The following is a 21,183-nucleotide window of genomic DNA, read 5'->3' as shown; positions in this document are numbered from 1 at the left end:
TCCCCCTCCTCACCTAAGATCTTCGATGGCGACAAGGTCGACGTCGGTATAGTCGACATTGTCACCGGCCATGGCCCAGATGAATGTGTAGCTTGATGTACCGACACCGGAATGGATGGACCAACCCGGCGACAGGATCGCCTCCTCGTTCTTGACGATCAGGTGGCGCGTTTCGTTCGGCTCTCCCATCAGATGCACGACGCGGGCCTTTTCCGGCAGATCGAAATAGAGATACGCCTCCATCCGCCGGTCGTGGACGTGGCAGGGCATGGTGTTCCAGACAGAGCCGGCAGCAAGCGTCGTCATGCCGACGACGAGTTGGCAGGTCCTGGCGCCGTCCGGGTGGATGAACTGGAAGATCGAACGCTCGTTGCTCGTTGCCTGAGAGCCGAGATCGAGACGCTTGGCATCGGCGATACCAATATGCCGTGTCGGATGGCGCATATGTGCCGGCGCGCTCAGCAGATAGAATTTTGCCGGCTCCTCTGCCGAAACCGACTCGAATGTCACCGCCGAGCCCAGCCCGGCGTAGAGCATGTCACGCGTCCCCAGCGCAAACCGCTCGCCATCGACGACGACGATGCCGGCGCCGCCGATGTTGACCGCGATCAGTTCGCGACGCGCCAGGAGGGTTTCTGTTCCCGCCGGCTTGATCGTTTCCAGGTCAAGCGCTTCCGAAATCGGCATGGCACCGCCGACGATCATCCGGTCGTAATTGCTGTAGTGAAGCTGGATGCGGCCGGCCCGAAACAGTGGTGGCAGCAAGAAGTTTTCGCGAAGCTCGGCGGTCCCAAATCCCGCTGCGGCCCGCGGATCAATCGCGAAGCGATTGGTGTAATCAGTGTGAGTCACGTTGCCTCCCATGTCTTTCCAAGTCATCATACATATTGATCATACTTGGGCAACCGCAATCGCTTCATTCCGATCAACTATCGATAGCCTGGGAGATGTCAAAAGCTCTGAATTATAAGGAATTGTCGTCGATCAGCTCGGATTCCGCAATTTTGTATGACAACATCCACAATTGTTGTCTTTATGGAGCACTGGCGGTATGCTCGGACATTCATTTTCAGAGGCGACAACACCCTTGAACGCAATTCCTCCTCCGGTCGATGGTGGTCCATCACGACGACAGAAGCTCTCTGAACGGATCGCCGACTCCCTCCGCCAGGACTTCCTTTCAGGCCAGATCTCCGTCGGACAGAAGTTGCCGACGGAGGCCCAACTCGCAGAATCCTTTGACGTCAGCAGGACCGTCATTCGCGAGGCGATCGCGGCTCTCTCGGCCGATGGGTTGCTGGAAACGCGACAAGGGGCAGGCATCTTCGTGATTGGTCACCAGTCGTCCGCTCCGATCATAAGACAGGACCGATCAAGCAACATATCGCACGCCCTGAACGTGCTTGAAGTTCGCATCGCGCTTGAAGCTGAAGGTGCGGCGCTGGCCGCCACCCGCAGAAACGCCTCGCAGGAGGCGCAGATTCAGGAGAGCTTTTTCGAGTTCGATCGGCTCCTACAGCTTGGCAAGCCCACCGGCCAGGCCGACTTTGCCTTCCACCGATCGATCGCCGAGGCAACCAACAACCCTTTTTATGTTGAAGTCCTCGACGCGCTAGGGGCGCGAACCATCCCTTGTGACGTCACCTCTCCTTACGCCACCGAAGAGGTTCTCTCGGCCAGCTACCAGGCCGGATTGCAGCGGGAACATCTTGCCATCCTCAACGCAATTTCTGCAGGTGACGCTACCGGTGCGCGCGACGCCATGCGCGCTCATCTGTCTGCAAGCCAGGAGCGATATCGCGAACGCCTGAGGGATCGGCGCACGCGATATCAAAGCATTGTCGAAGCAAGCTAACGGATAACGATGTTCAATGGGCCTGGGATGACTGGCGCCATCATGACCCTCCGACCTCATCCCGCTTGGCTTTCACCTCGTCAGATGTGCCAATCGTTGCTCGCAGTGGCTTCGGTGGCAGCGTGCAATGGGCTGTCCGCGAGGGTATAGGCCCTGATATAGTCGATGTGCATTTCCGAGCCGTTCGCCAGGCCGTTGGACGGCGTTCCAGCCGCACCGCCGACAGCGAGGTTGACCAGCATGTACATGGGATCATGCATGTCTTCGGGTGTGTCCGTCTGCGCGACGGCAACGTCATCGAAGTACCAGGTGATGTGATCTTCGTCCCAGAGAACGCCGTAGTTGTGGAAGCCTTCGGTACTTGCCACCTTGACCGGAAAAGACGTGATCGTATGTGCGCCGCCATGGTCGCTATGGACTGTGGCATTGACAACATTCGGCTCCTGACCGCGCATCTCGACAACGTCGAGTTCTGGTGGCCAGGAGCCGTCCTCCGGAAGTAGCCAGAAGGCCGGCCAAACGCCCTGCTCTGACGGCATATCGGCACGAATTTCGAAATAACCATAGGTCTGGGCAAAGGATGAATGTGTGGTCAGGAGACCAGATGTGTAGTCGTAGCCGTTGATCTGCGCCTGGATCGCCTGCGAGGCGGGTTCTGCCGAAATCGTCAATACGCCGTTGCTCACAGAGAATGGATTTGCCGATGCGGTCGGCGCGTAGGACGGGTTGATGTACCACTGCAGCTCGCCGTTCCCGGTCAACGGGCTGCCGCGGTCCGGCGCCCACCAGAACTTGGCATCCCACGTGCCCTGGTCGCCACTGCGCAGGGACAGACTGTTGAATTCGTCATCGAAGCTCAGCGCGAGCTGTGAGCGGTCGAGCGTCAGCTGGAATTGGCTGGCATGCAGATCCGACACCTCGGTATTGGCAAAGACAAGGCTCTCACCGCCACCGAGATCCAGCCGCAGATTGGCGCCCTCCTGCGTCGTATGAGCCAGCACCTGCTCGAAAGACGAAAGCCCATAGCTGTTCAGACGCACCGTATCGTCGCTGCTGAAATCGACGATCAGATCGCTCCCGTGGCCCTTGGTGACGAGGAATGTGTCGGCTCCGCCTCCGCCGATCAGCACGTCGTTGCCGGCACCGCCGTCGATCGTCTGGCTTCCCGAGGCTCCGGAGATGATGTTGTCCTGCGCGTTGCCGAAAGCATAGCGCCCGGCGCCTGTTACGGTCAGGTTCTCGAAATTCTCAGGGAGCGTATAGCTCATCCAGGTGTTGATGGTGTCGGTTCCTCCGCCAGGTTCCTCCGCAGCACGGTTGATGGCGGAATAGAGATAGTAGATGTCATCGCCGGTTCCGCCGTGCATGGTCACGTTGACGGAACTGTCACCCCATATGGAGTCGTTGCCGGATGTGCCATTCAGCACAGGGCCGGAACCGGTTGCGGAGAACCATGCCGTCGAGGCGCCACTGTAGAACAGCGGTTGGCCGACAGCATTTTGTATTGATTTTGCCATTATCAACTCCTTCGGGTTTTCGTGCTTCTCATGGTCTCCCTCCTCCGATGGCTGTAATCATTCCTCCCGAAATGCACGGACCAGCTGGTCCGTAAACGGCTTTGCGAGATAACCGAGCGCCGTGCGCTCGCCTGTCTCGATGAAGGCTTCGACGGGCATCCCGGCAACCGGTGCCAGCTTGCCAAGCCTTTGCCATTCGCTCTCGGGCACCGCGACCCGAAGCGTGTAGTAGGATTGGCCGGAATGCGTGTCCGTTGTCAGGTCAGCGGAGACAGATGCAACGCGTCCCTTCAATTCCGGTGTTGTCCTGTAGCTGAACGCGGAGAATCGCAGGTTGACCTCCTTGCCGACTGCGACCTGGTCGACGTCCTGTGGCGACAATTTCAGCTCCGGCGTGAGCATGTCGTGATCGGGCACGATCTGCATGACGGCCTCGCCTGGCGTGACCACGGCACCCCGCGCATGGACAGCAAGTTGATGGACGATACCGTCTTGCGGCGCCCTTATGTCGACGTGTTGTAGCTCGTCCTCTATAGCAACGCGCCGCTCGGCGTATTCGCCGCTGTCGCCCTCCGCCTGCCTCAGCTGTTCGGAGACCTCGCTTCTGTGATCGTCACCCACCTGGATAATCTGCAGCTCCGTTTCGGCGATCTTTCCCTTGATTTCCGCGGTCGAGGCAACGAGGCTGCCGAGTTCTCCCGTCAAATCGGCCGCATCACGTTGCAGGGTGTAGACGCGGGTTGCGGGAATAACTCCCTGCCGAAGCAGCGGCTCCAGGCTTGCAAGCTCCTTGCCAATGATGCCGATGGCGCGACGCTTGCCCTCCTGCTGGGCCGACAGTCCTTCGGCCTGCTGGTCGAGCTGGCGGACGCGCTCACGCAGTTGCGCCGTCCTTCCACTGAGCGATGCGCGACGGTCATCAAACAGCCGCAGCTCGGAGCTCATGAGGGCGGTAGCCTGAGTGGCATCGGCATCTCTGACGACCGCTGGAAAAAGAATGGCGTTCCCGCCGTCGCGCTCTGCAGAAAGCCTGGCTGATCGCGCTGCAAGCTCTCGCAGCCGTCGCGATACGATCGCAAGATTCGCTTTGGTCTGGGTGTCGTCGAGATGAACGAGGATTTGGCCAGCCGTGACGCGATCGCCATTGCGGACGAAGACCTGTCCCACGGTGCCGCCCTTCTGGTGCTGCACCGGCTTCACATAGCTGTCGACGACCAGTGTCCCCTGGGCAATCACCGCGCCGTTTATACGGATCGCCGAGGCAAGCCCGCCAAGAACTCCGACGAGCAGGGCAGCTGTCGCAAGGGCAAGCAACGTAAGTCGGCGGATCGCTCGTTCCGTCGATGTCACAGCCCCGGTCATGACGACAACTCCCCGCCGGCGCGAAGCAGTCGGACGAAGGAACCGGTGGCAGCGACTGACTTTGGTCCTGTCTTGAGAATATCGTTCTTCGGGCCGAACGCTTTGCCCCGACCGCCCTCGAGAACCAGCACCTTGTCGACCACGGAAAGCGCGCTCGCCCGGTGAGCGATGATCAACACCACCCCTTGCCGCGACCGAACGGACTCGATTGCCTGCGAGAGTGCCAGCTCGCCCTGAACATCGAGATTGGAATTTGGCTCGTCGAGCACAACGAGGAACGGATCCGCGTAGAGGGCCCTTGCCAACCCGATGCGTTGCCGCTGGCCCGCGGACAGGGTTCTGCCCTGCTCGCCGATCCGCGTATCGAAGCCATCGGCAAAGCTCACGATCATATCGTAGACACCCGCGGCCCTGGCGGCCGCGATGATCAACTCCGAAGAGGCCTCCGGATCGAACCGGGCAATGTTGTCGGCGATGGTTCCGTCGAACAGCGACACGTCCTGCGGCAGGTAACCGATATTGCGGCCGAGTGCTTCCGCCGTCCATTGTGAAAGCGACGCTCCGTCCAGCCTGATATCCCCGGCAAGAGCCGGCCATAGGCCGACGATGCCCCGCGCCAGCGAAGACTTGCCCGAGGCGCTCGGACCGACGATGCCAACTGCCTCACCCGCGCTAACCTCGAAGGACAGCGCGCGAATGATCGGCATCTTCGAGCCCGGAGCTCCCAGATGAAGGTTCTCCACGGCCAGTGATTGCCGCGCCGCCGGTAGCGCGACGTCTCGCTGCCGCCCGTCGGAGAGCTCGACCTCGCGGTCGAGGCGCGACCATGCCTGGCGGGCAGCCGCAAATCCTCGCCAGTGCGCGATGGCAAGCTCGATCGGGGCGAGCGCGCGGCTCACGAGAATGGAGCTCGCAATCATGATGCCGCCAGTTGCTTCCTGTCGAATGACGAGTATGGCGCCCACGGCCAGCACGGCGGACTGCAGCAACATGCGCGCGGAGCGCGACAGGGTTGAAAGCGAGTTGACGAAAGTGGCCGTGCGCAAGTGACTGTCGAGGTGGCGCCGGTTGACTTCGGCCCAGCGCGCCGAGAGCGTCCCACCAAAGCCCATTGCGACGACCGCTTCTGAATTGCGCCTCGCGGTTTCGGCGAAAGCCATTCGCTCAGAAAGGATGGTGGCCGTCTCCCTCGTCGGACCGCGTGACTTCAGCTCCGCAAGCAGCGCCAGCCCCGTCAAGAGAAGCGCTCCAGCCACGGCCGTGAGGCCAATCCAGTGATGAAACAGGAAGCAGAGGGCGAGGTAGAAGGGCATCCAGGGCAGGTCGAACAACGCTCCCGGGCCAGGGCCGGACAGAAATCCACGCACTGTATCGATATCGCGGATCGTCTGAAGACCGTCTCCCGGCGCCGGCTTGCGCGATGCCGACAGCGCGACTGAGAGGAAGGCCGGCCCTGAGAACCGCTCATCCACCGCCCGTCCGATCTGCCCGAGAAGCAGGGATCGCGTGAGATCCAGAAGCCATTGGAACGCAAAGAGGGACACAACGATGATGACCAGACCGACGAGGGTCGGCAGGCTGCGGCTGGGAATGACGCGGTCATAGACCTGGAGCATGAAGAACGAGCCACTGAGCGCCAGGATATTGACGAGGCAACTGGTTACACCAAGCCCCAGAGCGCCAACACGCAACGACGAGAAGAGCCCAAAGAAGGGTCGCGGCTGCGAGAGGGATCCGGTTTCAGACAAATGGACTCCTTGTGGTCGTAGCGCAGACACACCATAGCCGAGGCCTTCGGTGGTCGAGAAATCGAGATCGCTTGCCTAGACTGAGGCAAAAGAGACCGAATGACGACCGCAAACAGCGGCGTCGCTTCATTCCGCGCTAAGTCGCCAAATCAGGCGTTAAGCGCGAAGTCGTGTTCCAGTCACGTCGTCGAATGACTGTCTTCTTTCGAACCGCGACAGCGCGATTGCTGAGCGATTCGGCAGTACTTGTGAGGGCATTTTATGACATATATAAGATCCCGGTTGCAATTTGTGTCCGGATTTGCGTTTCCAGCCCCGGGTTCGAAGGCTCCACAAGTCTCACCGGGCACGATCCAGGTTCAAATGATCTGCGCTATGCATCTGACTGGTGGTAGCAAGTGCTGGCACCAATCGATTGGACAAATCCAGCGACACTAGAGCGGCCGAACTCTGTCATAAACAATCCGGATCAGATTTGGGGCGGGAACAATTCGCTTGTGCGCAATCCCGGTCAGATCTGGGGCGGCGAAAATTCATTCGTGAGGAATCCAAGTCAGATCTGGGGCGGACCCAACTCGGTGTTCAACAACCCCCAGCTCAGCTCGCACCCCAGCCTGTCCAACTCGGCAAGATTGGAAACACCGTATATGTCTGCCATGGTACTGAATGTCTGGTGTGCTAAGGCCTCGCAATTCAGAATTTGTAGCCGACCTGCAGACCTGCTCGGGTCATGCCTCTGTTCGGACCTCACAGAGGTTCGCATGGGACGAATGCTCGACTCGTGCGATGACGTTCCAGTGCTTGTCGAACCGGTCGCCGTTTCAGACAGAGCGACTGAGTTCCTCCGGCACGGTGATCTGATAGGTGGGGTCGAGACGTCCGCCTTTGACGAGCATCCGCTTGCCGCTGCCGAGATCGACGCCTTTCCTGTCTATCTGCCTGAGCCAAGACGGGCTGTGGCGGTCGGCGAACCAGAAGAACAGGCGCTTAACCTTGATACTGCGGCAGTCCTGTAGCAGCAGGTTGAGGCGGCGCGGGCTCAGAGTGCGCAGCCCCTCGGCGATCATATCGACGTTGTGGAAGCTCTGCCGGTCGGGAAGCTCGTCGAGCAGTTCCAGGAAAGCGCGCTCGGGCGTCGAGACCGTCAAGGCGCGTTCGTCCTCACGCAGCGCCCGTACTGTCCCCGCCTGCTGATCGGGGGCAGCATGGATTGACTTGAAGAGGCTCGGAGTGCGGTGAAAGCGGAATGTCTGCGGCAAGGGCAACTTCGCGAGCCATCCGGGCGGTGGCTTCGTGCCGTAAAGATGAACGACGCTCGCGCCCGACGGGGCCACATAGTGGGTCAGTCCCTGCAGGTCGAGGGCGGTTATAGCGCCGACGACCAGGTCTCGTTCTAGTAGGGTCTGCAACGAGATGACCACTCCCTGCCAGGTGAGCTGCCCCAGGGGGCGCTTGAAGGTGCCGCGCGCAGGCTGATCAAGCCACCCGGCGGCCACGTATTGTGTGCGCAAGCTGCTGGAATAGCCGTGCGCCTCCATCCAGGCCGCGTCGGCAAGCAGGCCTTCGGGCAGGGTTCTCCCCAGCTGGTTCAGCTTTCCGGTTTTTCGCTCAGTCATACTTGGCAAAATAGCATATGATCAAACCGAAGTCAGTTTGAAACGAGCAGAAAAGACTTAGTCTGACTTAGGAAAAACAAAAAACCGCAAACCAAAAAGGCGAGGACTCCAGCGGCAGAGGGTCATAATGCGGAATTAGGTTTCTAGTTCTTCCTTCTGTGGCCATCGATCAGCAGGCTGCTGTGAGCTCTCAGTGGGGCCACGTCGGCTGGGAATAAGACTGGGACATCATAAGAAGCCTAAATTCCGCATGCATCGACGTCGCGTGTAGCGTCGGAACATCGGCCGCCACAATGGCGCCACAGATTTTCGCGGTCATCTTGCATCAAAACAAGCGGATAGCGGACAATGAAGTTCCTGGTTCTATTTGCAACAGTGCTTTTGTTTGCGGCCTTTCAGGCCGAGGCGCAGATTTACGGTCCGTATGACGACTACGGTGACTATGGCGACTACGGCTACTATGATCCGTATGGTCCATATGGACCGCCACCCGACTATGGCGAGCCGGTGCCGCAGCGCCAACCCCGAACGGGAAGGAGCGGGACAATCGTCATCGCCACACGCGAGCACACGCTTGTCTATACGACGCCTCAAGGTGAACAGCTCGCCTATCCGATTGCGGTCGGGCGCCAGGGAAAACGATGGTACGGCACGACGCATGTCACGTCGAAGCGCAAATATCCCGAGTGGCGACCGACGGCCAGCATGCGCCAGAAGAATCCGAGACTGCCAATGGTCGTGCGTCCCGGCCCTTCCAATCCGCTCGGTACACGGGCCATTTATCTTGCGGACGGCCTGCTGCGCATCCATGGCACCAATGATCCGTCCTCGATCGGCACGAATGCGTCAAGCGGTTGCTTTCGCATGTACCGCGAGGACGTCGAGGAGCTCTACGAGATGGTCCGTCCGGGAACACGCGTGATCGTCCGGCGGTGATATAACAATCGCCCAGTTCGGGTGTCGGCCACACAAAACTTTTCAAGGGTCCACGTCTGGCGTTTGGACACGCCTTGATACGACCGCCAACGCTGGCGTCGACGTCCCGTCATCAAAGCTTCATGCGGCTCTGCCATCATCTCATGACGATGTCGAATCCAAATCTCGCCGAAATCCGTCCCGTGTCATCCCGCATCTCACCGACTGCCTCGCCGCGCCTTGCGGCATTGGCGCAAGCCGTCCTCCTTGGAGGCGCCAAAGCGCGAACATCGCTGCGTCGCCGCCTTGATGGCGAATTGGTCGCAAAAGCGCCGAGGGACTATCAGACCGAGATCGACGTTGCCGTCGAGCGCATCATCGTCGATGAGTTGAACCGATCCTTTCCCACCTACGCGATCAAAGGCGAAGAAGCAGTCGGCAACCGGAACGCAAAGGACGGCGTGCCTGTCATCTATATCGATCCCATCGACGGGACGACAAATTTCGCCTGGGGAATTCCGCATTTCGGGATGACAATCTCGATCGTAGAGGAAGGCGAACTTGTCGCCGGCGTCGTTTACGACGCGATGCTGGATGAGCTTTTCAGCACGGAACTCGGCGGCGGAGCCTATTTGAATGGCGAGCGGATCCGGTGTGTGAGCTCGAAGGGAGTTGAAGACGTGCTCGTAGGGGCCGGCCTGCCGATTCCCGGACAACTGAAGGCCGTGCCGGAAGACGTGTACTTCAACGCGGTCAAGCGGTTGATGGCCACAACCGCGGGCGTGCGACGGCTGGGTTCGGCGGCCTTGTCGATCGCCTATGTCGCCTGTGGTCGCCTGGACGGTTTTTTTGAGGATGGCTTGTCACTGCACGACTACGGCGCCTCCGCCCTTTTGGTGCGCGAGGCAGGCGGCAAAATCTCGGCGTTTGATGGTGGACCCGTCACCGCGAACGGAGACATCGTTGCCGGCAATCCCGCCCTCCATCCTTGGCTTGTCAAAGGCTTTCAGGCCTGATCTTCGATCAGAAGCCGTTCCAGCCCGACCGGATCATCCGTCGTGATCTGGTCAGCCTTCAGTTCCAGGAGCCGTTTGACGCCCGGCAATGCGGAAGGGACGGCGGAGTTGATCGTATAGGCGTCGACGAGCCGCCCTGCCCCCTGAAATGCGCCGATCAGGTCGTAGCCCGCCTGATCCGCAAATAGCACCAGGCGGCGATCGAGATAGATCATTTGCGCGCGCGGCACGGCTCGTAGCGCACCGGCAACAAAACCCACGAAATCGCGTGTTTCCATCAGCCGCTCGATGGCGCCGTCGTGGCAGGGGTCGTAGCCGATTGCCATGTCAGGCACCGCATGCGAGAGCCGCTCGACGGCAAGCGAGTCACCGCCTGAAAGAATGACTGAATCGGCAACAGGCGAAATAGCCGCAGCGAATGCGGCGATGTCGGCGTCACGAATGACGTCCGAATTTTCTTTCAGGTCAAGCTGCAAGCCCGCCCTCGGATCCCGGCCGACCTGAGCCAACAGGCGCCCGAGATCCGAAAGCATCATGACCTTGTGTTCGCTCGGCGCCCCGAAAGGATCGCGAAGATGCAAGCCACGCAGGTAAGCCTCGGATGCGGATCGAACCATCCCGGTGCCGGTTGTCGCGGCATCAAGCGTCTCGTCGTGCAGCACTGCAAAACCATCACCGGCAAAGCGCATTAGATCGACCTCGACGCTGGCGCCGAGTTCCATGCCTTCCACGATGCGCGCGCCGGTAAAGGAGATGTCGCCGGCAAATCGATGTCCCCGGTGCCACTTCAGCCAGGTATGATGCCCTGCTCTGTCGATCGCAATTCCACGGCCCTCAAGCATGACCAAACACCCGATTGTTCTCCTGTGTCGGGACCGCGACGGACTGGTGAACGAGCCGGTTGTCTCGGAACGCCCTGAAGGCGGCCGCCACCGGTTTCACCGACGTGCCCATGGTCCAGCCACTGTTGCTTGATGTCATCGCTTTCATTCTTGTTCCGTCGCTGAGATCAACGTCGACGATCTTATGGGTGCCAAAATCGATGCTACGGTGAACGATGCCGGTACCCATCTCGTTCGCCGCAACAAGCGACAATGCTTCCGGTCGAATCGCAAGTACGATTTCTCCGTCCGCAACGGGAACAGGGAGCGAAAAGGCTGCATGTTGGCTGATGCCATTCCTGACCGTGGTGCGAATGAAGTTCATCGAACCGATGAACCCGGCGACAAATTCGGTCTCTGGCTCGCGGTAGATGCGATCGGGCGGCGCAATTTGCTCGGTGCAGCCATCGCGCAACACGACGATCCGGTCGGCGAGCGCCAACGCTTCATCCTGTCCGTGCGTGACGAAGAGCGTCGTGATTCCAAGCCGCTGCTGGATGTCGCGCACCTCCTCACGCAACCGCTCGCGCAAGTGCTGGTCGAGGCTGGCGAAGGGCTCGTCGAGCAGGAGGATCTTGGGTTCGAGCACCAGCGAGCGGGCCAGCGCCACACGCTGCTGCTGGCCACCGGAAAGCTGCGTGGTGATGCGCCTGCCGTAGTCGGCAAGACCAACGAGCGCCAGCGCCTGTTCGACGCGCTCTTTTATCTCGGCTCTGGGAAGGCGGCGAAGCTTGAGGCCGAATGCAATATTGTTGAAGACGTCCATATGCGTCCACAGGGCATGGCTTTGGAACACCATGCCTGTCGGACGTTTTTCCGGCGGCAGTGACGTAACATCCTTTGCATCTATCAGAATGCTCCCCGCGGTCGGTCTTTCGAAGCCGCCGATCATGCGCAGCAACGTCGACTTGCCTGATCCGGAAGGACCAAGCAAACAGACCAGTTCACCATCCTCGACATCGAGGGAGACATCGCGGACCGCATAGGTGGCGCCGAAGCTCTTGGATATCCCTTTTATGGTCAAGCGTGCCATCTGAAGCCCTTCCTGGTGCCATCCGCCGCAATGAACATCATGCTCCCAGCCCCCTTGCGAAGGTACCGGCGCCGACCACTCTTCGGGCAAACATCAGTGCGACGAAAGAGGGAACCCACAGCATCACCGATAGGACGGCGCCATACTGAACCACGATCTGGTTGTTGATGAAGGTGACCATGAGGACCGGCATCGTGCGGATCTGCGGCGCTCCGATCAGCCACGCCCCTTCGGTTTCGTAGAACGTCCCGACAAAGGTCAGCAGGAGGGCCGCAGCGATCGTTGGCGCGGCCTGCGGCAGGGTAATCGACCAGAAGACACGCAAAGGGGTTGCCCCGGCATCGCGCGCGGCCTCTTCCATTCGCCGATCGACGTTCTTGAAAGCCGCCACGGGAATCCAGATCATCAGCATCAGCGTTCCGACCAGTTGAATGAGGACCACGCCCCAGAACGTGCTGATCAATCCGATCTGAAGAAAGATCCCGGCGATCGCCACCAGAAGCCCGAACTTCGGGAAGGCATGCGACGCCAGGAACGACAGAAAGAGAACGTCCCTGCCCGGGAATTTCATGCGTGCGAAGGCATAGGCGGCCGGGAGACAGATTACCGCTGAAAGAATGGTCACCGTCGTCGCCAGACGAAGGCTGAGAAAAAGGGCGTCCCACACATCGGTTCGCGACAATGTCAGCGACCAATAGCGCAGTCCGAACTGTTGGGGGATCACAGCCGGGTAGCGCCAGACCTCGCTGAAAGCCCAGGTTCCGACGACAACGAGCGGCAAAGCGATGAACAGCGTCAGCAGCAACGCCAGCAGGGCGCCGATCCAATCCATCTGAGCCATGACAAGCCTTCCGTGCCTCATCACACGCCTCCCCTGTTGCGGGCGATTGAGCGCACGTAAAGCACTCCGAAGACAAGGCAGAAGCCGAAGGCGATGACCGCCTGCGTCAGAGCGTTGACAGGGTCGTTCATGTCCGAGAACGTCCGCTGCATGAAGGGCCCCATCATCTCCGGCGATGCCGGCCCGAGAAGATAAGGCAGCGTGAAGGACGAGAAGATGCCGAGGATTGCGAAAGAAGTGGTGACGAGCAGGGAATTGCCCATCCGCGGCATGATGATCGACAGGACGACGCGCAGCGGCGAAGCGCCGACGTCCCGTGCGGCTTCGATGGAGCTCTTTGGAATATTTCCCAGTCCGGCCGTCAGCATGAGGACCGTGAGCGGCAGGTTATCCCAGACGAGACCAATGACCGGCCCCCACGGCGTCAGGTAGGGTGACGGCAGCTTCGGCAATCCAACGGCATTCAGCAACACGTCGACGGCGCCGTTGGGGCCAATGGTACGGATCAGCGCATAGGACAGAATGATCGAGGGCACGAACATCGGAAAGATGGCAAGCCCTTGCACATAGGCCGAGAGCGGCCCGCGGGAAAACCGGAGATAGAGCGCGATCGGCAGGCCGATCGCCAGAAGCAGCACTCCGCAAACCAGGGTCGTCCAGAGCGTGATCCAGAGGTTTGCACGACTGTACTGGTCGCTGAAAAAGAACTGGTAGGAGGCGAAGGATATCGCCGATGCGCCACCCGGCTGCGCGACGAAGATCGTGCTCGCGACCGCCGACAGGATCGGGTAGATGATCAGCCAAGCCAAGAGAAGCACAGGCAGGACTACCAAACCAAGCCCCACCCAACCCTGACTTCTCGCCGGCGCGGACAAACGCGCCAGCAGCGGAAGTGACATTGACCTGCGCATCAGGAGCGGCTGATACCCGGTGCGACGTTGCGATACCAACCGTCGTTGATGGTAGTTTCCCAATCACCGCCCGGGAAGGTGGGGATGGTCGCCGGGATGACATCGGCATACTTCTGGCGCAGCTCGTCCGAGATATGCTCCCATGATACGCCCGGGAAACCGCCGATCTCGGTGATGATCGCTTCCTGCATTTCCTTGGTCAGCAGGAAGGCGGCGAGCTTCATTGCTGCGTCCTTGTTGGCACCGTTCGAGAACACGGTCATGCGGGAGAAGCCGCCGCACAATGCGAGATCGCCCAGCTGAACGAGACCGGTCGTCTCCGGCAGAACACCTTGCGAGATCGCCTGCAGCACCTGGTCGGACCAGACGGGCGTCATCGTCACGACACCCTGCGCCAGAAGCTGGATCGACTGCGTGTTGCCGGCCGTATAGGCGCCCTTCTCGTAGAGGGACGGCGCCAGATCGTTGAGCAGTACCCAGGCCGGCGTCACGGCTTGGTTGGCGTAATCGGCCGTGAAGTTGTCGATCGTGAACTTCTTCGGGTCACGACCGTTGGCTTCGTGGATGGCGCGGCGGACGAAGTTTCCGCCGGAGCCACCCTTGTCGGGACGATTATAGATGAACTGGCCCGGATTGGACTTGATCCAGGCCGTCAGCTGCTCCCAGCTCCTGGGTGCATCCTTCGGGTCGAGCTTGGTCTTGTCATATGCAAGCAAGACCTGCGAGCCGCGATAGGGTAGCGAGTACTTGTTGTCGAACGCGAGCGGATTGACGTGGCCGAAGCCTTCGACGTTCTGTGCCGAGAATTCGACCCAGAGACCGGCTTCAGCGCCCGCCGGCGGAAGACGTGGATCGAAGCTCTCGAAGATATCGGCCTGCGGATCCGTCTTCGTCTTGAGCGCTGCCAGAGCGCGGTCTGCAATCGCGCGCAAACCGGTGTTGTCACCGGCGTCGGTAATCTTCACGGCCAAATCCGGATGAGCCTTTTCGAAGGCGGGGCGGACGATGTTGTTCCAGAAGTCGATGATATTCGCGTCCGATCCGCTATAGAGATCGATCGTCTTTGTCGCGGCCGATGCCAGGGGCGGCAGCATCAGCATGCCGGCGGCCGCGGTTGTGGTGACAAGGAAGTCGCGTCTGTTCATAGCCCTCTCCATTGGCTCGCGTGTAGAAGGCCGTGCTACGCCTGGCGCGTCACAGACTCATGACAGCAGCGCCGATTTAGGAGAAATATTGCACAGCTGCGCAATCCATCTCGTCCCCTTTGGAAAGGGCAGTCATACGACTCAGCGCGAACGGTGGATGGGGGATGCCTCTCTTGATCTGGCACGCGGAAACCTGTCGGCCGCGCTCGAAGGTTACGGGCAGCGCGGCATGGTCCGGACCGGGTGGACCAGGGACGATGCGATCACGACTTTGATCGCCGATTGGAACCGCGGCTACGATCCGGCCAAATCCCTGCGCATCGCCGTCGCGATGTCCGGATGCTGAATAAGATTGAACGGTCACGCGTTCAAGCCGGAAGACGGATCGCGGCATTTCGCGGCCGGGGACCAGATCGTCTTTTCTTGTCTTCGACAACATGCGGTCGTCGGCACCGAGCACGAGGTAGTTGCCGCGCTCTATGCGATGCATCAGCAAAAGATGGTAGAACTCCTCGACAGGAATCGTTTGAGGGCCCTATGAGATGCGACCGCATGCAATGATAAGCCTGATTGAGTTCGGGCGTGAGCATTTCCCAACGGTCGCCGGTTGGCTTCGCAGCGAGCGCGACCTGGTGCAATGGGGCGGACCTGATCTGACCTATCCACTAAGCGACCATCAACTTGAGCAGATGGTAGAGGAAGGGCAAACGACACCACCATCACGGCTGTGTTGGATGGCGGTTGACGTTGCTCAAACCTTGGTGGGCCATGTCCAGCTTGCTCTCGACTGGAAGAATGGCGTCGCGCGGGTGGCTCGGGTCATAATTGCGCCTGAGGTTCGCGGAAGGGGGCATGCGTCCGCTCTATTAGAGTCGGTGGTGAAGCAAGCTTTCTCCTACGACGAGATCGAGAGAACTGAACTCAACGTATATAGCTGGAACGCGGCAGCTGTCCGAACCTACAACAAAGTCGGCTTTTCTCATGAGGGAGTGAGGCGGTCATCCGTCCGGGTTGGCGATGAGAGGTGGGACACGGCAGTCATGGGCATATTGCGGCCCGAGTGGGAAGCGAGGCGATTATGACAGAAGTCCCTGCGGTATCGATCACTGGACAAGGTTCGGTGGCGGTGGGGATGCGCTCGATGGATCGTAGTTGTTGTCTTCTATGATATCTGGTCCTTAGTAACTGGTCCATACACCATCGCCCGGATGGCGGACTAGGGGTTCTCCCCGATGGACATGCAGCCTTCCAATTCATCCTCAATGTCGCGACAAAGGGTCTCATATTCAGCGGTGAGCGTGTAATCGGCATTCGATCTGAACCTGTCTCTAGCCCTGATCGCGAAAGCGTAATTCTCAAGTTCGTAGGTCCACCAGTGAGCAATTGACGCGTGGCATCGTAGATGAGGGCGACGCACGAGGAGCGACGCCAGGCCGTAACGAAACGCATTGAAAGGTGGCTGTTCCATTTTCCTCAGACCTCTGAACAGCATCTTAACACTCCACCTGAGTTTTTGTTACAGGATCCTGAGCGCCACAGGAGCGCGAATGACTCAGTGCACAGCAGCGAGCCTAACGGCGGACTTGGCGTCTTCAGCGTTCATCCGGCCCTCTACGACGGCCCGGCACGCTTTCCATGCTCGTTGCCACTTGGCAGTGCTCTGGTTCGGCTCATGGATGAGCCATGTCAGTGCCTCCTCTGGGGAGCCGACGACAATACGAATGCGGCTGTCTCCCAGCACAAGGGGCTTTTCCCATCGGTGTACCAACATGGCCGCTCTCCAATCATGAGGGGGTATCGGCGGTATCGGGCATCCGCTCCGCCTCCCGATAGATGGGTAGCGGCCACCTTAGTTCAATCGTCAACAAGCTGAAGGATATCAAGATTTGAACATGCAGACCCTCAATCGAGCCTTCAACCCGTACAAGGAAGACAGTTGGCGAAGGAGACGCGTGCCGAGGAACTGAGGTTCCGAGCGGCACGCCGTGATGAAGGCAAGTCCGGCCAGTGGAAGCCAGAGGCCGACCTGTGGTTTGCGATCAAGGCCGCGCCAGGGTCCCAGCGCTCACCATCCGCACCTGTCATTGAGGAGAGGGCGCCTAGCCTGAGCCTTATCGAGCGCAATCTTGCCAATGCCGGCTTCGAATCCTTCATGCCGACCTACCGGATCGTAGTGAAGCATCATCGGAACAAGAAGTTTATCGTGCGCCGCTTCCCGATCTTCACCGGCTATGTATTCGTCAACCTGCCGACACAGCGGTTCGTCCCGGTCGAGGCCGTGGAGGGTGTCGGGAAACGTCTGAAGTACAGCCGGACCTACGGCGAAGCCCCAGAGCCGTTCAGCTTCCAGCGAGAAGTGATTGATCGCCTCCGATACATGGCCTGGGAGACGACCAGGAGTACCTGCTGGAAAAGGTTTCACGCATGCGACAGGAGGAAGTTGATCGGGAGATGATGGAGGCCAAGAAGGCTGCATCAAGAGCTAGCCGCAAGATCCGGAACGCCGCACTCGACTCTCGGTCGGCCGCAACGCCTATCCCGCTAGAGTTTTCCACTAGCGGTAGGTTCTGATACCACTATTGCAGTACGTGCGATGGATGGTTGGTTGTGCTCTTATGGGCGTGGCCCAAATTCGGCCTCTGTAACAATGCTCGGGGGTCCGCGAACCCCTGCGGACCTCTTAATTCCCCCAAATTATTTAGTCGCACTAATGCAAACGAGGCGTCGCACTTTCATCGTCGAGCGATATTTTTCGCATGGCTTGCAAAGTCGCTCGCAAGCAGAGAGGCGCACTGCCATGCGGAACCCCAAACAAGGCCAGTGCGCCTCTCCCCCACATGTCTCAAAGCAACGCAGCTGCCGTGAAGAACGCGTCGATCTGCACCTCCGTGAAGCCCATGGCAGCGAAACCCGCTGCCATCATCGGCTCAGTCCGGACGAACGATCCGGAATACGCATAGGCGATCTGAACTGCCTTGGACTGCGAAGCGCTCCACGCGTCGACTTACTCCAGGAGGCGGCGGCTAGAAACTGTAGCTTGAACTGCCCAGCGGAAACGCTTTCTACTTTCCGCCCCATGACAGGCCCCGAGGCGATGAATTCCGCCTCTTCCTCCGGGGTCATCTCATACTCGACACCATTGACGATTTTCTTCAGCCGCGTAGCGCCGTTGTCCGCGAGAACCGCGGTGTAGTTCCCCGATTTCTCTTGCTATTCAACGGCCAATGGTAGCTAGGTCTGTTTTCACGAGGAGACTGCGCAAATGGCCAAGGGTCAGGTACGAAGCAACAAGGAAGTTAGGAAGCCCAAAAAGGACAAGGCTGCCCCCAAAAGCGCCCCGCCCACTCTAGGTTCTCAGGTCAAGGATAGCCAAAGCGGCTTGAAGAAGAAGTAAGGTATGCAGAGGCGAAATACAGTCGCCTGTTCTACGCCCACGCAATAAGGAGGCCGTAGTGTCAAACCAAAGACCGCGACGCGGCAAAGCCGATCCGGGGTTCTCGGGGCGTGAACCATACCACGTTGCAACGTTTGCAGAGAAGCACGGCATCGCCACGTCCGATGCACAACGCATCATCAAAATGCATGGATCTGACCGTGATGCTTGTGACAAGGCCGCTAACCGGCTGAAATAGCATAGACAGCCGAGGGCGGCGGGTGAAGGGTCGATTGCGGCTGTACCGTTCGGCTCGTAACGCCAGGTCTTATTGCTGTGGCCGGGAGCGCAGAAACAGACGCCTGATCTCCAGACCAATCAATGTCGCTGCAGCGGGAAACGCCACTTGCAGAGCATAGTAGACAAGTCGAAGGAAATCCGGGTCGGGAGCACTCCACAAGTTGCCCCCACTCGAGATACCGAGGTCTATGTATTGCTTGATCCATCGGAAAACGGCGTCTGCCACTTCCTCCGGCCCTGCCCCGACCTTGTCGGAAAGCCGCTCTATATCAACGTTGATCAGATCGCCTCGGTGAGCCAGCCGGGCAACCAAACGGTGGTCGTCGTACCTGGCCCAGGACGAGACGGAGCCCTTGCATACGCCGTTGATGAACCCTGGAGTGTGCGGAGGGGGAGGTTCCGGGAAGGGGTCCAGCCGACCGCACAACCTCCCTGTCGCCCCATGGGAGGCAGACACCGGGATTTTACAAGCAACCCATAAAAATGCACGTACTCGGGATGCCGCCGTTCCATCGAATCAACCGACCAATGCGCTAAGCCCCAGGGTGCGGTGCGTTGGCAAGCGCCATCGACAGGCTTTCGCGCGTCCTGAAGCCGGCTTCTATCAGGTCGAGTGCTGTGGCGGTTACAGCGCCGGCGCACTCACTCTTCGGGTCCGTTTGGTTGCCTTGCCGTGCGTTGACGACGGAGGGGAGGACTTCAACCTCTACGCTTTCCAATGTGATGAAGGTGGGGAATTGCATGGTAGCGCTCCTTACACAATGGCAAGAGCGCTGAGGGTCTCTCAATCGGACCGTGCCGTGCATCTGGTCCAACAAACCCACGCCTCATTCGACGTAGGGGGAACAAGATGTCTCTGAGCGGGTTCACAGAATGGGCAGCGAACTGTGTAACGCCAGTTGGCTATTTCTTTTGCGCAGAATCGGAGACTTTGTGTCGGTACCGGGATGGGTCATCGTAATCGTTGAGCGCAACCGCAAATCCCACAAGATCACATCGGCAACTGAAGCCCTTGATATTCTTTTCACGAATTGGCCGCTCGTAAGCGGCACTGCTTTCGTCTTAGCACTGGAAGCCTGCGCGGGAGCGATCAGCGGTGCGGTGACACAGGAAGAGGCCCAGTCCGCATTCCTTGCGGCAGCCATTGAAGCAAAGGTCATATTCAGGATCGCCTGAGCAGGAAAGCAGCCGGCCGATTATCAGATTGACCCTGAGCACTCCGCTGATCCCATAAAAAAACCCCGCAGCGTTGCGGGCGGGGAGTTTATCGATCGGTGAAAAGGTCGCACCATGCGCGCATCGCATAGGAAACCCGCCGGCATTCGCGGCCGACGGGTTTCGATAGCTAGAAATTAAAATACACGCCCACACCGGACCTGCGATGGTAGGGGTAGTAGTCGCGATAGCCGTATCGCGGATAACCGTAATACCGCTGATGGCCGTAGTACCGTGGACGGTAGCACGACCCGTAATACCGGCAATCGCGATAGGCGTAGCGCCGGTCCTTATAGTGGCCGTACGCATGTCCATTCCCATGGCCGCGGTGGTCGACCTGCTCGACGTCAGTGGCGTGCATTGGTACTGTATTCGGCACAACGATCGGCGCAGCGTTAAGCGGCAGGGCGAACGATCCAGCCATGATCATGGCGGCGAGTGAGGGCATGAGCTTCTTCATCATCGGAACATCCTTTCGGGATGCGAGTCTGAGGGAATGGGTATTAACCTCCGATGAACGGCTGCTCGTTGAACTCCGGCTGGCTTCTTATGCTGGCGTTGGAGACAAGTGGTGAATGAACTTGACGCATTGAGCGCTCAACGCCATTTCATCTCCGCGCTCGGGCGGGTGCGAACCCCAAACCCATCGGCAAGCGGCTGTCGGCAACCTCTTCAAGGAGAGGCGCTATGCGCATGGCCTATCACCCGTCCGACTTCATCGGGCATGAACTCCGGTACTCCTGCACCAAATGCCAACGAAGCGGATCGATGCCCGCCGCGGGTGCCCTCGCCCGTTACGGGAACAAGGCGTTGCCTGAGCTTCGCTATGACTTCGCTCGAGAATTCGGATGCGAGCGCGGACCCAACGCACCATTCAATGACAAGTGCGCGATAAGGTACGACAGCTCGGCAGAGAAGATGCTGGGCATCGAGGTGCCGCCGCCTGAGGCCGATCACGAAAGAGCACTCGGCGAACTGGCGCAGTATGAGGCGCTGTTTGCGCTATGTCTGGAGTGCAACCGCCGGAAGCCTATCGATCGCTGGGGGATACAGAAGAAGGTCGGGAAGGGATTGACGCTCGCTCAACTCGCCGGCCTCATGCGCTGCAAGTGTGGGCACAAGGGCGCCCTCTTGATGGTGAGGCATTTGTCGCGAGACTGAAGGGAGGTTTGGGAATGTGCGGACGCATCTACATCAAGGCAACTCTCGAGGAGATGCTGCAGAACTTCGCGTTCGCCGACCGCGGTGACGTCGGGAGCCTCAGCAACCAGTTCCCGAGGTNTAACGGCGCCCCTTCCCTCTACTATCCGATCATCATTCGCGACATGGTGCGCGAGCCTGATATCATGGGGCCGGTCTTCGTTTCAGCTCGTTGGGGCCTCCAACCGTCTTGGATGAAGCCGGGAGGCCGACCGCCTCCGATCAACGCACGCCGCGAGGGCATCGCCACCAATG

Annotated in this window: 23 protein-coding genes and 1 pseudogene; 10 read left to right on the top strand and 14 right to left on the bottom strand. The window is 59.5% G+C overall.

What is annotated here, in order from left to right:
• Window positions 1–9 precede the first annotated feature (9 nt).
• Window positions 10–852: a 5-dehydro-4-deoxy-D-glucuronate isomerase gene (kduI, locus tag AF71_RS30050; protein WP_348644162.1), complete on the bottom strand. Its 843-nt coding sequence runs from the start codon at window positions 850–852 to the stop codon at window positions 10–12.
• A 235-nt stretch (window positions 853–1,087) separates the two neighbouring features.
• On the opposite strand from kduI, the gene AF71_RS30045 reads away from it, so the two are divergent.
• Window positions 1,088–1,855 carry a FadR/GntR family transcriptional regulator gene (locus AF71_RS30045; RefSeq protein ID WP_169684362.1) on the top strand — a complete coding sequence of 256 codons (768 nt, stop codon included), beginning with the start codon at window positions 1,088–1,090 and terminating at the stop codon, window positions 1,853–1,855.
• 80 nt (window positions 1,856–1,935) lie between these two features.
• Here the strand turns inward: AF71_RS30045 and AF71_RS30040 are convergent, their stop codons facing one another.
• From AF71_RS30040 to AF71_RS30020, 5 genes and pseudogenes are all read right to left on the bottom strand, one after another.
• Window positions 1,936–3,372, bottom strand: a complete 1,437-nt coding sequence (locus tag AF71_RS30040) for a family 16 glycosylhydrolase (RefSeq protein ID WP_169684361.1) — start codon at window positions 3,370–3,372, stop codon at window positions 1,936–1,938.
• Window positions 3,373–3,429: 57 nt separating this feature from the next.
• Window positions 3,430–4,734, bottom strand: a complete 1,305-nt coding sequence (locus AF71_RS30035) for an HlyD family type I secretion periplasmic adaptor subunit (protein WP_169684359.1) — start codon at window positions 4,732–4,734, stop codon at window positions 3,430–3,432.
• Window positions 4,731–6,482 (bottom strand): type I secretion system permease/ATPase, encoded by a 1,752-nt coding sequence (locus AF71_RS30030; protein ID WP_169684357.1) that lies wholly within the window; start codon window positions 6,480–6,482, stop codon window positions 4,731–4,733. The genes AF71_RS30035 and AF71_RS30030 overlap by 4 nt, the downstream gene beginning before the upstream one ends.
• 693 nt (window positions 6,483–7,175) lie before the next feature.
• Window positions 7,176–7,300: pseudogene (locus AF71_RS32045) on the bottom strand (acyloxyacyl hydrolase); the annotation flags it as partial.
• Between the two features lie 3 nt (window positions 7,301–7,303).
• Window positions 7,304–8,098, bottom strand: coding sequence for a type IV toxin-antitoxin system AbiEi family antitoxin domain-containing protein (locus AF71_RS30020; RefSeq protein ID WP_169684356.1), 795 nt, complete (start codon window positions 8,096–8,098; stop codon window positions 7,304–7,306).
• Window positions 8,099–8,446: 348 nt separating this feature from the next.
• On the opposite strand from AF71_RS30020, the gene AF71_RS30015 reads away from it, so the two are divergent.
• Entirely contained in the window at window positions 8,447–9,034 is a 588-nt protein-coding gene (locus AF71_RS30015; protein ID WP_169684354.1) for a L,D-transpeptidase, read from the top strand.
• Window positions 9,035–9,183: 149 nt separating this feature from the next.
• Window positions 9,184–10,029: an inositol monophosphatase family protein gene (locus AF71_RS30010; protein WP_169684366.1), complete on the top strand. Its 846-nt coding sequence runs from the start codon at window positions 9,184–9,186 to the stop codon at window positions 10,027–10,029.
• Here AF71_RS30010 and AF71_RS30005 read toward each other — a convergent pair.
• The 5 genes from AF71_RS30005 to AF71_RS29985 are packed head-to-tail and all read right to left on the bottom strand — an operon-like array spanning window position 10,020 to window position 14,840.
• A complete protein-coding gene (locus AF71_RS30005) occupies window positions 10,020–10,871 on the bottom strand; it encodes a glycerophosphodiester phosphodiesterase (protein ID WP_169684353.1) in 852 nt (283 codons plus the stop codon). The genes AF71_RS30010 and AF71_RS30005 overlap by 10 nt on opposite strands.
• Window positions 10,864–11,943, bottom strand: a complete 1,080-nt coding sequence (locus AF71_RS30000; RefSeq protein ID WP_169684351.1) for an ABC transporter ATP-binding protein — start codon at window positions 11,941–11,943, stop codon at window positions 10,864–10,866. Before AF71_RS30000 ends, AF71_RS30005 begins: the two co-directional genes overlap by 8 nt.
• A 37-nt stretch (window positions 11,944–11,980) precedes the next feature.
• The gene (locus AF71_RS29995; RefSeq protein WP_169684349.1) at window positions 11,981–12,805 is read right to left on the bottom strand and encodes an ABC transporter permease subunit; all 825 of its coding nucleotides are present in this window, start codon (window positions 12,803–12,805) and stop codon (window positions 11,981–11,983) included.
• Window positions 12,805–13,683 carry an ABC transporter permease subunit gene (locus AF71_RS29990; protein WP_246733895.1) on the bottom strand — a complete coding sequence of 293 codons (879 nt, stop codon included), beginning with the start codon at window positions 13,681–13,683 and terminating at the stop codon, window positions 12,805–12,807. Before AF71_RS29990 ends, AF71_RS29995 begins: the two co-directional genes overlap by 1 nt.
• An 11-nt stretch (window positions 13,684–13,694) precedes the next feature.
• Entirely contained in the window at window positions 13,695–14,840 is a 1,146-nt protein-coding gene (locus AF71_RS29985; RefSeq protein ID WP_169684346.1) for an extracellular solute-binding protein, read from the bottom strand.
• Window positions 14,841–14,997: 157 nt separating this feature from the next.
• On the opposite strand from AF71_RS29985, the gene AF71_RS31405 reads away from it, so the two are divergent.
• Window positions 14,998–15,186, top strand: a complete 189-nt coding sequence (locus AF71_RS31405) for a hypothetical protein (protein ID WP_192240995.1) — start codon at window positions 14,998–15,000, stop codon at window positions 15,184–15,186.
• Between the two features lie 211 nt (window positions 15,187–15,397).
• Entirely contained in the window at window positions 15,398–15,922 is a 525-nt protein-coding gene (locus AF71_RS29975; RefSeq protein ID WP_210258441.1) for a GNAT family protein, read from the top strand.
• A 470-nt stretch (window positions 15,923–16,392) separates the two neighbouring features.
• Here AF71_RS29975 and AF71_RS29970 read toward each other — a convergent pair whose 3' ends face one another.
• On the bottom strand, window positions 16,393–16,611 hold the full coding sequence (locus AF71_RS29970) for a DUF982 domain-containing protein (RefSeq protein ID WP_025660288.1): 219 nt from the start codon (window positions 16,609–16,611) through the stop codon (window positions 16,393–16,395).
• Window positions 16,612–16,776: 165 nt separating this feature from the next.
• Between AF71_RS29970 and AF71_RS29965 the strand changes: the two genes are divergently transcribed.
• Both AF71_RS29965 and AF71_RS32040 read left to right on the top strand, forming a co-directional pair.
• Window positions 16,777–17,295 (top strand): transcription termination/antitermination NusG family protein, encoded by a 519-nt coding sequence (locus tag AF71_RS29965; RefSeq protein WP_169684344.1) that lies wholly within the window; start codon window positions 16,777–16,779, stop codon window positions 17,293–17,295.
• A 997-nt stretch (window positions 17,296–18,292) separates the two neighbouring features.
• Window positions 18,293–18,472, top strand: coding sequence for a DUF3606 domain-containing protein (locus tag AF71_RS32040; RefSeq protein WP_084659704.1), 180 nt, complete (start codon window positions 18,293–18,295; stop codon window positions 18,470–18,472).
• A 574-nt stretch (window positions 18,473–19,046) separates the two neighbouring features.
• Here AF71_RS32040 and AF71_RS29960 read toward each other — a convergent pair.
• Entirely contained in the window at window positions 19,047–19,256 is a 210-nt protein-coding gene (locus AF71_RS29960) for a hypothetical protein (protein ID WP_025660285.1), read from the bottom strand.
• A 130-nt stretch (window positions 19,257–19,386) separates the two neighbouring features.
• On the opposite strand from AF71_RS29960, the gene AF71_RS29955 reads away from it, so the two are divergent.
• Window positions 19,387–19,689 (top strand): DUF982 domain-containing protein, encoded by a 303-nt coding sequence (locus AF71_RS29955; RefSeq protein ID WP_169684343.1) that lies wholly within the window; start codon window positions 19,387–19,389, stop codon window positions 19,687–19,689.
• A 169-nt stretch (window positions 19,690–19,858) separates the two neighbouring features.
• Here the strand turns inward: AF71_RS29955 and AF71_RS29950 are convergent, their stop codons facing one another.
• A complete protein-coding gene (locus tag AF71_RS29950; RefSeq protein WP_084659706.1) occupies window positions 19,859–20,188 on the bottom strand; it encodes a hypothetical protein in 330 nt (109 codons plus the stop codon).
• Between the two features lie 227 nt (window positions 20,189–20,415).
• Between AF71_RS29950 and AF71_RS29945 the strand changes: the two genes are divergently transcribed.
• Together AF71_RS29945 and AF71_RS29940 are read left to right on the top strand one after the other, a co-directional pair.
• Window positions 20,416–20,889: a hypothetical protein gene (locus AF71_RS29945; RefSeq protein WP_169684341.1), complete on the top strand. Its 474-nt coding sequence runs from the start codon at window positions 20,416–20,418 to the stop codon at window positions 20,887–20,889.
• A 14-nt stretch (window positions 20,890–20,903) separates the two neighbouring features.
• On the top strand, window positions 20,904–21,183 hold a 280-nt coding region (locus AF71_RS29940), incomplete at its 3' end, for an SOS response-associated peptidase family protein (protein WP_210258440.1).

It is taken from the genome of Rhizobium sp. 57MFTsu3.2 (assembly GCF_012932765.1).
In the GTDB taxonomy this organism is placed as follows: domain Bacteria; phylum Pseudomonadota; class Alphaproteobacteria; order Rhizobiales; family Rhizobiaceae; genus Rhizobium; species Rhizobium altiplani.
This window is presented reverse-complemented; position numbering and strand designations above follow the sequence as displayed.

Coding starts and splice junctions, on each gene's coding strand:
- AF71_RS31405 (WP_192240995.1), top strand. CDS start 14,998: ATGGGGGATGCCTCTCTTGATCTGGCACGCGGAAACCTGTCGGCCGCG.
- AF71_RS29950 (WP_084659706.1), bottom strand. CDS start 20,188: ATGAAGAAGCTCATGCCCTCACTCGCCGCCATGATCATGGCTGGATCG.
- AF71_RS29985 (WP_169684346.1), bottom strand. CDS start 14,840: ATGAACAGACGCGACTTCCTTGTCACCACAACCGCGGCCGCCGGCATG.
- AF71_RS29990 (WP_246733895.1), bottom strand. CDS start 13,683: ATGTCACTTCCGCTGCTGGCGCGTTTGTCCGCGCCGGCGAGAAGTCAG.
- AF71_RS29995 (WP_169684349.1), bottom strand. CDS start 12,805: ATGAGGCACGGAAGGCTTGTCATGGCTCAGATGGATTGGATCGGCGCC.
- AF71_RS29945 (WP_169684341.1), top strand. CDS start 20,416: ATGCGCATGGCCTATCACCCGTCCGACTTCATCGGGCATGAACTCCGG.
- AF71_RS30010 (WP_169684366.1), top strand. CDS start 9,184: ATGTCGAATCCAAATCTCGCCGAAATCCGTCCCGTGTCATCCCGCATC.
- AF71_RS29975 (WP_210258441.1), top strand. CDS start 15,398: ATGATAAGCCTGATTGAGTTCGGGCGTGAGCATTTCCCAACGGTCGCC.
- AF71_RS29970 (WP_025660288.1), bottom strand. CDS start 16,611: ATGTTGGTACACCGATGGGAAAAGCCCCTTGTGCTGGGAGACAGCCGC.
- AF71_RS30000 (WP_169684351.1), bottom strand. CDS start 11,943: ATGGCACGCTTGACCATAAAAGGGATATCCAAGAGCTTCGGCGCCACC.
- AF71_RS30015 (WP_169684354.1), top strand. CDS start 8,447: ATGAAGTTCCTGGTTCTATTTGCAACAGTGCTTTTGTTTGCGGCCTTT.
- AF71_RS30035 (WP_169684359.1), bottom strand. CDS start 4,734: ATGACCGGGGCTGTGACATCGACGGAACGAGCGATCCGCCGACTTACG.
- AF71_RS29960 (WP_025660285.1), bottom strand. CDS start 19,256: ATGCAATTCCCCACCTTCATCACATTGGAAAGCGTAGAGGTTGAAGTC.
- AF71_RS30020 (WP_169684356.1), bottom strand. CDS start 8,098: ATGACTGAGCGAAAAACCGGAAAGCTGAACCAGCTGGGGAGAACCCTG.
- AF71_RS29955 (WP_169684343.1), top strand. CDS start 19,387: ATGGGCAGCGAACTGTGTAACGCCAGTTGGCTATTTCTTTTGCGCAGA.
- AF71_RS30005 (WP_169684353.1), bottom strand. CDS start 10,871: ATGCTTGAGGGCCGTGGAATTGCGATCGACAGAGCAGGGCATCATACC.
- AF71_RS30040 (WP_169684361.1), bottom strand. CDS start 3,372: ATGGCAAAATCAATACAAAATGCTGTCGGCCAACCGCTGTTCTACAGT.